Origin of the sequence: Roseateles hydrophilus (assembly GCF_026712245.1) — a bacterium.
Taxonomy (GTDB): domain Bacteria; phylum Pseudomonadota; class Gammaproteobacteria; order Burkholderiales; family Burkholderiaceae_C; genus Pelomonas; species Pelomonas hydrophilus.
Map to the genome: position 1 here is coordinate 240,849 of NZ_JAPPUY010000001.1, position 12,561 is coordinate 253,409.

The 12,561-nt window shown below is 67.2% G+C and carries 12 protein-coding genes; 9 read left to right on the plus strand and 3 right to left on the minus strand.

Translation table 11 applies throughout. The features are described from left to right. Window positions 1-51 precede the first annotated feature (51 nt). From NYO99_RS01040 to aspS, 4 genes are all read left to right on the plus strand, one after another. On the plus strand, window positions 52-1,515 hold the full coding sequence (locus NYO99_RS01040; RefSeq protein WP_268165247.1) for a high affinity choline transporter 1: 1,464 nt from the start codon (window positions 52-54) through the stop codon (window positions 1,513-1,515). A gap of 56 nt (window positions 1,516-1,571) precedes the next feature. After that, on the plus strand, window positions 1,572-1,901 hold the full coding sequence (locus NYO99_RS01045) for an FmdB family zinc ribbon protein (protein WP_268165248.1): 330 nt from the start codon (window positions 1,572-1,574) through the stop codon (window positions 1,899-1,901). Window positions 1,902-1,911: 10 nt separating this feature from the next. Beyond that, window positions 1,912-2,595: a DUF502 domain-containing protein gene (locus NYO99_RS01050; RefSeq protein WP_268165249.1), complete on the plus strand. Its 684-nt coding sequence runs from the start codon at window positions 1,912-1,914 to the stop codon at window positions 2,593-2,595. A gap of 101 nt (window positions 2,596-2,696) precedes the next feature. Continuing rightward, window positions 2,697-4,487 (plus strand): aspartate--tRNA ligase, encoded by a 1,791-nt coding sequence (gene aspS / locus NYO99_RS01055; RefSeq protein WP_268165250.1) that lies wholly within the window; start codon window positions 2,697-2,699, stop codon window positions 4,485-4,487. Window positions 4,488-4,702: 215 nt separating this feature from the next. On the opposite strand, the gene mpl is transcribed toward aspS, so the two are convergent. From mpl to thiD, 3 genes are read right to left on the minus strand one after another with little or no spacing between them, the layout of a single operon-like run. Then, a complete protein-coding gene (gene mpl, locus NYO99_RS01060; protein ID WP_268165251.1) occupies window positions 4,703-6,154 on the minus strand; it encodes a UDP-N-acetylmuramate:L-alanyl-gamma-D-glutamyl-meso-diaminopimelate ligase in 1,452 nt (483 codons plus the stop codon). Window positions 6,155-6,185: 31 nt separating this feature from the next. Continuing rightward, a complete protein-coding gene (hemL, locus tag NYO99_RS01065) occupies window positions 6,186-7,472 on the minus strand; it encodes a glutamate-1-semialdehyde 2,1-aminomutase (protein ID WP_268165252.1) in 1,287 nt (428 codons plus the stop codon). Window positions 7,473-7,490: 18 nt separating this feature from the next. Beyond that, window positions 7,491-8,429 carry a bifunctional hydroxymethylpyrimidine kinase/phosphomethylpyrimidine kinase gene (thiD, locus tag NYO99_RS01070; protein ID WP_268165253.1) on the minus strand — a complete coding sequence of 313 codons (939 nt, stop codon included), beginning with the start codon at window positions 8,427-8,429 and terminating at the stop codon, window positions 7,491-7,493. A 182-nt stretch (window positions 8,430-8,611) separates the two neighbouring features. Here thiD and NYO99_RS01075 point away from each other — a divergent pair, with 182 nt between their 5' ends. The 5 genes from NYO99_RS01075 to NYO99_RS01095 all read left to right on the plus strand — a co-directional run bounded on the left by NYO99_RS01075 (window position 8,612) and on the right by NYO99_RS01095 (window position 12,560). Continuing rightward, complete coding sequence (locus tag NYO99_RS01075; protein ID WP_268166436.1) at window positions 8,612-8,764, plus strand: rubredoxin; 153 nt, start codon at window positions 8,612-8,614, stop codon at window positions 8,762-8,764. A gap of 39 nt (window positions 8,765-8,803) precedes the next feature. Next, window positions 8,804-9,193, plus strand: coding sequence for a response regulator (locus NYO99_RS01080; protein WP_268165254.1), 390 nt, complete (start codon window positions 8,804-8,806; stop codon window positions 9,191-9,193). Window positions 9,194-9,220: 27 nt separating this feature from the next. Next, complete coding sequence (locus NYO99_RS01085) at window positions 9,221-9,586, plus strand: response regulator transcription factor (RefSeq protein ID WP_268165255.1); 366 nt, start codon at window positions 9,221-9,223, stop codon at window positions 9,584-9,586. A 2-nt stretch (window positions 9,587-9,588) separates the two neighbouring features. Next, on the plus strand, window positions 9,589-10,119 hold the full coding sequence (locus tag NYO99_RS01090) for a chemotaxis protein CheW (protein ID WP_268165256.1): 531 nt from the start codon (window positions 9,589-9,591) through the stop codon (window positions 10,117-10,119). Between the two features lie 68 nt (window positions 10,120-10,187). Beyond that, window positions 10,188-12,560, plus strand: coding sequence for a methyl-accepting chemotaxis protein (locus NYO99_RS01095; protein WP_268165257.1), 2,373 nt, complete (start codon window positions 10,188-10,190; stop codon window positions 12,558-12,560). The last annotated feature ends 1 nt before the right edge of the window (window position 12,561 follow it).

Sequence of the window (12,561 nt, forward strand, 5' to 3'; positions counted from 1 at the left end):
GCCTTCATAATCCGCGCCACTTTTTTCCGGCCCGCCCTTTCTGACGCTCCCATGAACACCACGTTGATCGTTTTCGTCGTGCTCTACCTGCTCGGCACGCTGGCCATCGGCGTCTGGGCCGGCACACGGGTCAAGAACACCTCGGACTTCGCCGTGGCCGGCCGCAGCCTGCCGCTGGTGATGGTGATCACGACGACCTTCGCCACCTGGTTTGGTGCCGAGACGGTGATGGGCATCCCGGCCAAGTTCGTGCAGGGCGGCCTGGGCGCCATCGTGGAAGACCCGTTTGGCGCCGGCCTGTGCCTGGTGCTGGTGGGCACCTTCTTCGCAGCCAAGCTCTACCGCAGGAACCTGCTGACCATCGGCGACTTCTACCGCCAGCGCTACGGGCGCGGCGTCGAGATCTTCTGCTCGCTGGCCATCATCCTGAGCTACCTGGGCTGGGTGGCGGCGCAGGTCACGGCGCTGGGCCTGGTGTTCAGCATCCTGACCAACGGCGCGATGAGCCCGGAGATGGGCATGATCGTGGGCCTGCTGGCGGTGCTGGTGTACGTCGTCATCGGCGGCTTCCTGGCCGTGGCGTGGACGGACTTCATCCAGATGATCGTGCTGGTGCTGGGGCTGACCGCCATTGCCGTGTTCTCGGCCGACCTGGCCGGTGGCGCCGACAAGGTGTTGAACCTGGCTGCGCAGAAGGACCTGGGCAAGTTCCTGCCCGAGCCCGGCTTCACCGAGATCGCGATGTTCCTCGGCGCGGCGCTGACCATGATGCTGGGCTCCATCCCGCAGCAGGACGTGTTCCAGCGCGTCATGTCGGCCAAGGACGCCAAGACCGCCGAGCGCGGCGCCATCATCGGCGGCTTCAGCTACATCGCCTTCGCCTTCGTGCCCATGTTCATCGTGCTGGCGGCGGTCGTCGTCATGGGCGACCAGGCGCTGGAGCTGGCGCAGAACGACTATCAGCGCGTGCTGCCCAGCTTCATCATGGGCCACATGCCGCTGCTGATGCAGATCCTGTTCTTCGGCGCGCTGCTGTCGGCCATCAAGAGCACCTCTTCGGCCACGCTGCTGGCGCCCACGACCAGCTTCGTCGAGAACATCCTGAAGCAGATCCGCCCCGGCATGAGCGACAAGCAGGCGCTGGTGGCGATGCGCGTGACGCTGGTGATCTTCGCGTTCGCGGTGCTGGCCTATGCCATCGCGCTGCAGGGCACGCCCATCTACGACCTCGTCAGCGCGGCCTACCAGGTCACGCTGGTGGCGGCCTTCACGCCGCTGGTGTTCGGCCTGTACTGGCAGCGCGCGACGACGCAGGGCGCGATCTTCTCCATCTTTGCCGGTGTTGGTGTGTGGGTGGCGTTCTTCCCGCAGGTCACGACCTGGAGCGAGTACTTCCCCGGTCAGCTCGCTGGCCTGCTGGCTGCGATCGCCGGCATGGTGCTGGGCTCGCTGATGCCGCAACTCCTGACCAACCGCCACGAGCATGTCAGCCACCATCTGAAGCCGCACGGCTGAGCCTCGCCTAAAATCGCGGGCTTTGCGTCTTACCCTGCTCCCGCGAGCCTGACACCATGCCCATCTACGCCTACCGCTGCAGCGCCTGTGGCCACGCCAAGGACGTGCTGCAAAAGATGTCCGACGCGCCGCTGACCACCTGCCCGGCGTGCTCGGCGGAAGCCTTCAGCAAGCAGGTCACCGCCGCCGGCTTCCAGCTCAAGGGCTCCGGCTGGTACGTGACCGACTTCCGTGGCGGCAGTGGCGGCGCCGCGGCGACCGGCGCTGGCGCAGCGGCTGCATCGACGACGAGTGCCGAGCCTGCGGCACCGGCCGCCGACGCGCCCAAGGCCGAGGCCGCCAGCGCGTCGTCCACCCCCTGCGGCGGCTCCTGCGCCTGCCACTGATCGGAACTCCGTGGGCGCTTCTCTTCGCAAGTACCTGGTTGCCGGCCTGCTGGTCTGGCTGCCGCTCGCCATCACCGTCTGGGTGCTGACGGGGGCGCTGGACGTCGTCAACGGCGTCTTCGGTGCGCTGCTGTCCGCGCTCGCGCTCGTCATGCCCGGCGCCTGGCGCGACAGCATCCTGTCGCTGCAGCACGTGCCCGGCCTGGGCCTGGCCATCCTGGCCGGCGGCCTGCTGGCGACCGGCGTGTTCGTGGCCAACATCTTCGGCCAGTGGCTGCTGACGCAGTGGGACCGGCTGATGTCCAACATCCCCATCGTCAAGAGCATCTACAGCTCGGTCAAGCAGGTGTCGGACACGCTGTTCTCCAGCAGCGGCAACGCGTTCCGCGAGGCGGTGCTGGTGCAGTACCCGCGCGCCGGCAGCTGGACGATTGCCTTCGTCACCGGCGCGCCCAGCGGCGAGGTGGCCTGCCACCTGCCGGATGAGCATGTCAGCCTCTACGTGCCGACCACGCCCAACCCGACCTCGGGTTTCTTCCTCATCGTGCCGCGCGCCGACGTCAAGCCACTGCAGATGACGGTGGACGAGGCGCTGAAATACATCATCTCGATGGGCACCGTGGCGCCGTTGACGCAGGCGGGCCAGCCCTGCGAGCCGTCGGCCGACGCGCCCCACCAGCCGGGTCGAAATTAACTGGGTTGGGCGCCTCGGCAGGCGCCCAATCCTGAGGGCCATGAGCTCATTCGCGCCGCCTGCAAGACACACACACCCTGCAAAGAATCCGGAGTAATCCCATGCGTACCTGCTATGCCGGCCAAGTCAGCGAGAAGCTGCTCGACCAGACCGTGACCCTGATGGGCTGGGCCCACCGTCGCCGTGACCACGGCGGCGTCATCTTCATCGACCTGCGCGACCGCGAAGGCCTCGTCCAAGTCGTCTGCGACCCCGATCGCGCCGACATGTTCAAGATCGCCGAAGACGTGCGCAGCGAGTTCTGCCTGAAGATCGTCGGCAAGGTGCGCGCGCGCCCGGCCGGCACCGAAAACGCCAACCTCGTGTCGGGCAAGGTCGAGGTGCTGTGCCACGAGATCGAGGTGCTGAACGCGTCGGTGCCCATCCCCTTCCAGATCGACGAGGACAACCTGTCCGAGACGACCCGCCTCACGCACCGCGTGCTGGACCTGCGCCGCCCCTACATGCAGAACAACCTCATGCTGCGCTACAAGGTGGCGATGGAGGTGCGCAAGTTCCTGGACGAGCACGGCTTCGTCGACATCGAGACGCCCATGCTCACCAAGAGCACGCCGGAAGGCGCGCGCGACTACCTCGTGCCCAGCCGCGTGCACGACGGCCACTTCTTCGCGCTGCCGCAGTCGCCCCAGCTGTTCAAGCAGCTGCTGATGGTGGCGGGCTTCGACCGCTACTACCAGATCACCAAGTGCTTCCGCGATGAAGACCTGCGCGCTGACCGCCAGCCCGAGTTCACGCAGATCGATATCGAGACCTCCTTCCTGACCGAAGAAGAGATCCGCTCGATGTTCGAGGGCATGATCCGCCACGTCTTCCGCAAGGCGCTGAACGTGGAGCTGGGTGACTACCCGGTGATGAAGTACGCCGAGGCCATGCACCGCTTCGGCTCGGACAAGCCCGACCTGCGCGTGAAGCTCGAGTTCACCGAGCTGACCGACGCGATGACCACCGTCGACTTCAAGGTGTTCAGCGGCCCGGCCACGACGCCGGGTGGCCGTGTCGTCGCGCTGCGCGTGCCGGGCGGCGCGGCCATGAGCCGTGGCGAGATCGATGCCTACACCGAGTTCGTCAAGATCTACGGCGCCAAGGGTCTGGCCTGGATCAAGGTCAACGAAGTGGCCAAGGGCCGCGAGGGCCTGCAGTCGCCCATCGTCAAGAACCTGCACGACGAGGCCGTGGCCGAGGTGCTGAAGCGCACCGGCGCGCAGGACGGCGACCTGCTGTTCTTCGGCGCCGACAAGGCCAAGATCGTCAACGACGCCATCGGCGCGCTGCGCCTGAAGGTGGGCCACAGCGAGTTCGGCAAGGCCAACGGCCTGTTCGAGGACAAGTGGGCGCCGCTGTGGGTGGTCGACTTCCCGATGTTCGAGCACGACGAAGAGAACAACCGCTGGGCGGCCGTGCACCACCCGTTCACGGCCCCGAAGGATGGCCACGAGGACCTCATGGCCAGCGATCCGGGTGCTTGCATCGCCAAGGCCTACGACATGGTGCTCAACGGCTGGGAGCTGGGCGGTGGCTCGGTGCGTATCCACCGCGCCGACGTGCAGGCCAAGGTGTTTGCCGCGCTGAACATCAGCGAGGAAGACCAGCGCATCAAGTTCGGCTTCCTGCTGGATGCGCTGCAATATGGCGCGCCCCCGCACGGCGGCCTGGCCTTCGGTCTGGACCGCATCGTCACGATGATGACCAAGGCCGAGTCCATCCGCGACGTGATCGCCTTCCCCAAGACCCAGCGCGCCCAGTGCCTGCTGACCGGCGCGCCGTCGCTGGTTGACGAGAAGCAACTGCGCGAACTGCACATCCGCCTGCGCAACGCGCAAGCGGCGGCCTGATCGGCATTGTTCGTTCAAGCAAAAGCCCCGCGATGCGGGGCTTTTTGTTGTCCGGCGTGTGCTGCCGGTAGCTTGTCGTGAATGCCGCTCCTCCGACCGTCAGGTCCGGGCGGCCAAACTTTGCAATAGCTTGTCGTGAATGCTGCTCCTCGGACCGTCAGGTCCGGGCGGCCAAACTTTGCAATAGCTTGTCGTGAATGCCGCTCCTCGGACCTTCAGGTCCGGGCGGCCAAGCTTTGCAATAGCTTGTCGTGAATGCCGCCAAAACCGCCATTGCTCATGCACAGCAGGTGGTCGCCCGGCTTGGCGACCTTGACGACAGCGGCCACCAGCGCCTCCACATCGGCGCCCACGACGGCCTGCGCACCCATGGGCGCCAGCGCCTCCTTGGCGTCCCAGCCCAGGCCCTGCTGGTTGCAGAAGGCCAAATCCGCCTCCTCCAGCGCCCAGGGCAGCTGCGCCTTCATCGTGCCCAGCTTCATCGTGTTGGAGCGCGGCTCGAAGATGGCCAGGATGCGGTCGGCTGGTGCGATGCGGCGGCGCAGGCCGTTGATGGTGGTGCGCATGGCCGTCGGATGGTGGGCGAAGTCGTCATAGACTTTGATGCCGCCGGCCTCGCCGCGCAGCTCCATGCGGCGGCGCACGTTCTGGAACTCGGCCAGCGCTGCCGCCGACTGCTCCGGTGACACGCCCACATGCTCGGCCGCGGCGATGGCCGCCAGCGCGTTGAGCTGGTTGTGTTCGCCGATCAGGTTCCACTCGACGCGCGCCACCTTCAGGCTACCGCGCAGCACGTCGAAGGCTTGAGGCTCGCCGCGTGCACGCAGCATGCCGGCTTCTTCCTTCTTGGCGCCGAAGCGCTGCACCTCGCTCCAGCAGCCGCGCGCGATGACGCGCTGCAGCGCCTCCTCGCGGGCGTTCACGACCAGCCGGCCGCTGGCCGGCACGGTGCGCACGAGATGGTGGAACTGCGTCTCGATGGCGGCCAGGTCCGGGAAGATGTCGGCGTGGTCGTGCTCGAGGTTGTTCAGGATGGCCGTGCGCGGCCGGTAGTGGACGAACTTGCTGCGCTTGTCGAAGAAGGCGGTGTCGTACTCGTCGGCTTCGATGACGAAGGGACTTGAGGCCCCCACGCTTGGCCCTGCGGGCACGGCGCTGCCCCCCGAGGGGGCTCCCGCGCCTTGGGACGGCCCGGCGGCGCTCGGGCCCTCGCCCAGCCGCGCCGACACGCCGAAGTTCTGCGGCACGCCGCCGACCAGGAAGCCCGGCTTCTGGCCAGCGTGTTCGAGGATCCACGCCAGCATGGACGTCGTCGTCGTCTTGCCATGCGTGCCGGCCACGGCCAGCACGTGGCGGCCCTGCAGCACGTGCTCCGCCAGCCACTGTGGGCCCGACACATACGGCAGGCCGGCATCCAGGATGGCTTCCATCAGCGGGAAGCGCTCGCCGCGCGTGACGACGTTGCCGATGACGAAGACATCGGGCTTGAGCGCCAGCTGTTCGGCGCCGAAGCCTTCGATGAGCTCGATGCCCAGCGCCTCCAGCTGGGTGCTCATGGGCGGGTAGACGTTGGCGTCACAGCCGGTCACGCGATGGCCGGCCTCGCGGGCCAGCGCCGCGAGACCACCCATGAAGGTGCCGCAGATGCCGAGGATGTGGAGATGCATGTCGGGATCGCTCCCGCAGGAGCGCCTGGGTTCAGCGCAGGGCGGTGCGCGCGGCCGTCAGCGTCGCGTCGATGTCGGCCTGGCTGTGGGCCGCCGACACGAAGCCCGCTTCATACAAGGCCGGAGCAAGATAGATGCCGGCGTCCAGCATCGCGTGGAAGAAGCGGTTGAAGCGCTCCTTGTCGGTCGTCATCACGGTGGTGTAGTTCTGCGGCAGCTCCGGCAGCAGGAAGAAGCCGAACATGCCGCCCTCGCTGTCGGCGCTGAAGGGCACGCCGTTCTCGGCGGCCACCGCCTTCAGGCCGTCGACCAGTTGCCGCGTGCGGGCCGACAGCGCGTCGAAGAAGCCGGGCTTCTGGATCTCGCGCAGCGTCGCCAGGCCGCAGGCCGTGGCCACCGGGTTGCCCGACAGTGTGCCTGCCTGGTAGACGCCGCCCAGCGGGGCCAGGTGTTGCATGACCTCGCGCTTGGCGCCGAAGGCCGCCAGCGGCATGCCGCCGCCGATGACCTTGCCGAACACCGAGATGTCCGGCGCGAAGCCGGGGATGAGCTTGGCGTAATGCGACTGGGCCGAGCCCAGCGCGACGCGGAAGCCCGTCATGACCTCGTCCAGCACCAGCAGCGCGCCGTGCTGTGTGCACAGCTCGCGCATCGCCGTCATGAACGGCACGGACGCGCGCACGAAGTTCATGTTGCCGGCGATGGGTTCGACGATGACGCAGGCCAGTTGCGGCCCATGCTCGGCGAAGGCGGCTTTCAGCTGCTCGACGTTGTTGTATTCCAGGACGACGGTGTCGGCGGCGGCGCCGGGTGTCACACCGGCACTGGTCGGATGGCCGAAGGTGGCCAGGCCTGAGCCGGCCTTCACCAGCAGCGCGTCGGTGTGACCGTGATAGCAGCCCTCGAACTTGATGAACTTGGGCCGGCCGGTGGCGCCGCGTGCCAGGCGGATGGCGCTCATCGTCGCCTCGGTGCCCGAGCTGACCAGGCGCACCTGGTCCATGCTGGGGACGAGCTTGAGGATTTCCTCGGCCAGCTCGATCTCGCGCTCCGTGGGCGCGCCGAAGGAGAAGCCTTCTGTGGCAGCCTTCATGACGGCGTCCAGCACGGCCGGGTGGCCGTGGCCCAGGATCATCGGGCCCCAGGAGCCGATGTAGTCCACATAGCGCTTGCCTTCGGCGTCGAAGATGTAGGCACCCTCGCCACGGGCGATGAAGCGCGGCGTGCCGCCGACGGCGCGAAAGGCGCGCACGGGCGAGTTCACGCCGCCGGGAATGACGCGCGCGGCGCGTTCGAACAACAGGGAATTGGTAACCATCGGAAAGCGGTGTTGGGTTCAGTGCATGCGCCGGGGCGACTTCGGCGACGGCTCGGGCTCGATGTCCTCGAACGCCGGCTCCGCACCTTCCTCATCGGCAGGCGGCAGCGCCCAGAAAAAGCGGTCGGGCACGACATTGCCCATGCCGGGCCGGAAGCCCGCGTCCAGGGACTGGTCCAGGAAGGACAGCGCCTCGCTGACGGCCGAGTGCAGCTCGGCACCCACCGACAGCAGGGCGGCCAGTGCGGCCGCCAGCGTGTCGCCGGCACCAACGAAGGCTGTTTCGAAGCGCTCGAACTTCTCGCCCGTGATGGGGCCGGAGGCGTTGGCCAGCACGTTGTCCACATACTGGTTGGGCAACTGCATGCCAGTCACCAGCACATGCTGGGCGCCGGATTGCGCGGCAGCCACGGCCAGCTCGCGCGCGGACGGCGCACGCTCGCTGTCCCAGTCGGGCAGCAGAAAGTCGGTCATCGTCTTGTGGTTGCCCACCAGCACGACAGTCTGCGGCAGCACCAGTTCGCGCAGGGCGTCGAGGTACTGCTGCTGCTCGTCCTCGTCGATCCAGGCGACGGACGGCAGGTAGGTCACCAGCGGCACATCGGGGTAGTCGCTCAGCACCTCGGCCACGGCGCTCACCGCCTCGGCGTTGCCGAGGAAGCCCACCTTCCAGGCCGTGATGGGCACGTCCTCAAGGATGTGGCGCGCCTGCTCGGCGATGGTGTCGGGGTCGAGGTTGGCGTGCTCGAACGTTTCGGCCGTGTCGCGCAGCACGACGGCCGTGACGACGGGCAGACAGTGCGCACCCATGGCGGCGATGGTGGCCACATCACCGGCCAGGCCGCCTGCGCCGCTGGCGTCGCTGGCGTTGAAGCTCATCACGCAGGCCGGCGGCGGGCTTTCCTGCTCGTCCTGGGCGTTGGCCTCGGGGGCGGGGGGGAGGGGAGTTGGGCTCATGTGGAGTTCTTGGCGAATGCGGGCGCAAGAGCCGCCGCAAGCGTGGAGTCTGCCGCTAAATGGGCCGTCGGGAGGCTCTGGGCACAGGCGTTTGCCCTCAGCATTGCGCTCTCAGCCCCTGGCTAGAATGATTCGATTGTAGTGATCAAAGTCTGAGCAACGTGAGCGAACCCAGTACCTGGATGTGCCTGATCTGTGGATGGATCTACGACGAGGAAGCCGGTGATCCGGACCACGGCATTGCGCCGGGGACGAAGTGGGCCGATGTGGACATGAACTGGGTCTGCCCGGACTGCGGCGCGCGCAAGGAAGACTTCGAGATGGTGCGCATCTGACCCGGGCCAGCCCGAGTCGACGTTCCGAGGAGACCCGGTTTGAATGAGCGAGCTTCTGCTGCAGGGCCGACCCGGGTCCTGGTGATTGACGACAGCAACACCATCCGTCGCAGCGCCGAGATCTTCCTGAAGCAGGGCGGCCATGAGGTGGTGCTGGCGGAGGATGGATTCGACGCGCTGTCCAAGCTCGGCGACTTCCACCCCGACCTGGTGTTTTGCGACATCCTGATGCCGCGGCTGGACGGTTACCAGACCTGCGCCATCATCAAGCGCAACCCGCATTTCTCCAGCGTGCCGGTCATCATGCTGTCGTCCAAGGACGGCCTGTTCGACAAGGCGCGCGGGCGCATGGTGGGGTCGCAGGACTACCTCACCAAGCCGTTCACCAAGGACCAGCTGCTTCAGGCGGTGCTGCAGCACCGGCCCTGACCAGCGCTTAAAAAAAGAGACCAAGCCATGAGCATCCAAAACATCCTGCTGGTTGACGATTCCAAGACCGAGCTGCACGCGCTGTCGGAGATGCTGGTCAAGCGCGGGTACAGCGTGCGCACCGCCGAGAACGGCGAAGAGGCCATGAAGCGCCTGGCCGAGGCCAAGCCTGACCTGATCCTGATGGATGTCGTCATGCCGGGCCAAAACGGCTTCCAGCTCACCCGCGCCATCACGCGCGACGAGCGCTACGCTGGCGTGCCGGTCATCATGTGCACCAGCAAGGGCCAGGAGACCGACAAGGTCTGGGGCATGCGCCAAGGTGCAAGCGACTACGTCGTCAAGCCCGTCAAGGCGGAAGAGCTGCTCGCCAAGATCAAGGCCCTGGGCTGACCATGACGAACAAAACGGCGCTCCGTGAACTGCAGCAGCGCCTGGCCGAGCGCATGCAGGCCGCACGTGACACCACGCTCATTGCGAACTGGCTGGCCGTGGAGTGCGCAGGCGTGGGGCTGTTGTTCTCGCTGAAGCAGGCCAGCGAGATCTTTGCACCGGTGCCGATCAAGGCGGTGCCCTATGCCAAGCCCTGGCTGGCGGGCGTCGCCAACCTGCGGGGCGGCCTGTTCACGGTGGTGGACCTGGCCGTCTACCTCGGGCTGCGCGAGGCGTCAGCCGGGCGCCAGGTCTCGGCGCAGACGCGGCTGGTGTCGCTGAATGCCGAGCTGAATCTCAATTGCGCGCTGCTGGTCGACCGCCTGGCCGGCTTGCGCAGTGACGAGCAACTGCCGCTCGCGGCCGAGCAGCCGACCGGCCCGCTACCTCGCTTTGCCGGTGCGTTGCGCCGCGACGAGGCCGGCCGTCAATGGCAGGAAATTAATCTGGAAGCGTTGTCAAGGCAGGAGAACTTCCTGCACATCGTGGCGTGATGCGCGCTTCCTAGGTCCATGGCCCGCGCAGGAACGCGGGTCTACACATATCGAAGGACGAGGGTGAGATGAGTCTGTTGGACAAAATCAGGGGAAAGTCCGAGGCCGACGAGTCGTCGCAGGCTGCGCCGGCTGAGGCTGCCGATACGACGTTCGATTCGCGCGGGGCCGGCTTTGACGGCACCCGCCCTGCGGATTCCACGCTGGCCGGTGTTGAACTGCCGCGTCCCGAGTCCCTGGTGCGTGCGGAGCCAGCGTCCATCATCTCGCAGGCCGTCCCGACCGAGCCGGGCCCCAACAGCGAGTTTGCCGCCAGCACCATCAACTTCGCACCCACCACGCAGGCGGCCGACCCGACGTTGCTGGCCGCGCCGCCAGCGGCCCTGTCGGCATCGGCCAAGTTGGCCGACCTGTTCGGTCGCCACCGTCAGCGTGTGCTGACGGGCCTGGTGGCCCTGGGCCTGCTGGGCACGGCGGCCTCGGTGAGCCTGGTGCTTGTCAGCTCCAACCGCAGCGCGGCGCAGGTGCGTGCAACCGGTCAGGCGCTGATGCATTCGCAGCGCATGGCCAAGTCCGTGTCGGCCGCGCTGGTGGGCAACCAGGCCGCGTTTGCTGAACTGCGCGAGTCGGTCAGCACGTTGAGCAGCGTGGTGGGCAGCCTGCGCACCGGCGAAGGTGATCTGGCGGTCGCCCCGGCGGCGGTGCAGCCCACGCTGGAGCAGCTCAAGCCGCTGGTCGAGCGCGCCGAGAAGAACGGCAAGGTCGTGCAGGGCCAGGAAAAGATCCTGACCCAGGTGGGCTCGGCGCTGCGCGCCATCAACCGACAGTCCAGCGACTTGCTGGAAAGCGCGGAGGCTGTGTCGTCCCAGGCGCTGCAGATCGGCGCGTCGGCCGGTGAGGTGTCGGCGGTGGGTCAGCTGGTGATGCTGACGCAGCGTATCGGCAAGAGCGCCAACGAGTTCCTGACGCAGGAGGGTGTGAGCCCCGAGGCCGTGTTCCTGCTGGGCAAGGACTTGAACTCCTTCAAGCTGGTCACCGAGGCGCTGATCAACGGCAGCCCGGAGTTGCGCCTGAACGCCGCGCGCGACGCGCAGCTGAAGGAGCGCCTGCAAACCCTGCTCAAGCAGTACGAACAGACCCGCACGCAGGCTTCGGCGATTCTGAGCAACCTGCAAGGCCTGGTGGCAGCGCGTGAGGCGCAGACGGCCATCCTGGCTGACTCCGAACCGCTGCGCAAAGGCCTGGAGCAGGCCGCAGCCGAGCTGGAGAAGTCCGGCGGCGCCGGGTGGGGGCTGGGCCTGACGCTGATCGCCTCGCTGATCGCGCTGGTCGCCGGTGCGGTCGGTTTCCTGCGTCTGTACCTGGCCGACCAGGCCGGCCGCGCTGAGCTTGCCGAAGCGCAGCGCCGCGAAGCGGAAGCGCAGGAGCAGGAAGCCAAGCGCGTCAACGACGCCAACCAGGCCGCCATTCTGCGGTTGATGAACGAGCTGTCCTCCGTCGCTGAAGGTGACCTGACGCAACAGGCGACCGTGACGGAAGACATCACCGGCGCCATCGCCGACTCCGTGAACTACACGGTGGAAGAGCTGCGCAACCTGGTGGGCCAGGTGCAGGCCACGGCAGCCCGCGTGACGGACACCACCGGCGCGGTGGACCAGACCTCCACCGACCTGCTGGCCGCGTCCAAGGAGCAACTGCACGAGATCCGTGCGACCGGCGAGGCTGTGCTGGGCATGGCGAGCCGCATTACCGAGGTGTCCGCGCAGGCGCAGACCACTGCCGAGGTGGCCCGCAAGAGCCGGGAAGTGGCCGAGCAGGGCCTGTCGGCGATGCAGAACAACATCGCCGGTATGAACACCATCCGCGACTCCATCCAGGAGACCTCCAAGCGCATCAAGCGCCTGGGCGAGTCGTCGCAGGAGATCGGCGAGATCACCGAGCTGATCTCGGACATTACCGAGCAGACCAACGTGCTGGCGCTGAACGCGGCCATCCAGGCGGCGTCCGCTGGCGAGGCCGGTCGCGGCTTCTCGGTGGTGGCGGAAGAAGTGCAGCGCCTGGCCGAACGCTCCGGCGACGCGACGCGCCGCATTGCCGCGCTGGTCAAGACCATTCAGACCGACACCCACGATGCCGTGGCCGCCATGGAGCGCTCGACGCGTGGGGTGGTCGAAGGTACGCAACTGTCCGACGCGGCCGGTCGCGCGCTGGAAGACATCGACAAGGTGTCCCGCCAGCTGGATGAGCTGATCGTGCGCATCTCCTCGCAGGCGCAGCAGGAAGCCATGCACGCCAACGAGGTGGCGTCCAACATCCAGCACATCTTTGCCGTGACCGAGCAGACGTCCGAGGGCACGCGCTCTACCGCTCAGATGGTGCATGAGCTGTCGCGTTCTGCCGAAGCGCTGCGCGCCTCCGTGGCCCGATTCAAGGTCGCTTGAC

Coding starts and splice junctions, on each gene's coding strand:
- NYO99_RS01045 (WP_268165248.1), top strand. CDS start 1,572: ATGCCCATCTACGCCTACCGCTGCAGCGCCTGTGGCCACGCCAAGGAC.
- mpl (WP_268165251.1), bottom strand. CDS start 6,154: ATGCATCTCCACATCCTCGGCATCTGCGGCACCTTCATGGGTGGTCTC.
- hemL (WP_268165252.1), bottom strand. CDS start 7,472: ATGGTTACCAATTCCCTGTTGTTCGAACGCGCCGCGCGCGTCATTCCC.
- thiD (WP_268165253.1), bottom strand. CDS start 8,429: ATGAGCCCAACTCCCCTCCCCCCCGCCCCCGAGGCCAACGCCCAGGAC.
- NYO99_RS01090 (WP_268165256.1), top strand. CDS start 9,589: ATGACGAACAAAACGGCGCTCCGTGAACTGCAGCAGCGCCTGGCCGAG.
- NYO99_RS01040 (WP_268165247.1), top strand. CDS start 52: ATGAACACCACGTTGATCGTTTTCGTCGTGCTCTACCTGCTCGGCACG.
- aspS (WP_268165250.1), top strand. CDS start 2,697: ATGCGTACCTGCTATGCCGGCCAAGTCAGCGAGAAGCTGCTCGACCAG.
- NYO99_RS01075 (WP_268166436.1), top strand. CDS start 8,612: ATGTGCCTGATCTGTGGATGGATCTACGACGAGGAAGCCGGTGATCCG.
- NYO99_RS01095 (WP_268165257.1), top strand. CDS start 10,188: ATGAGTCTGTTGGACAAAATCAGGGGAAAGTCCGAGGCCGACGAGTCG.
- NYO99_RS01085 (WP_268165255.1), top strand. CDS start 9,221: ATGAGCATCCAAAACATCCTGCTGGTTGACGATTCCAAGACCGAGCTG.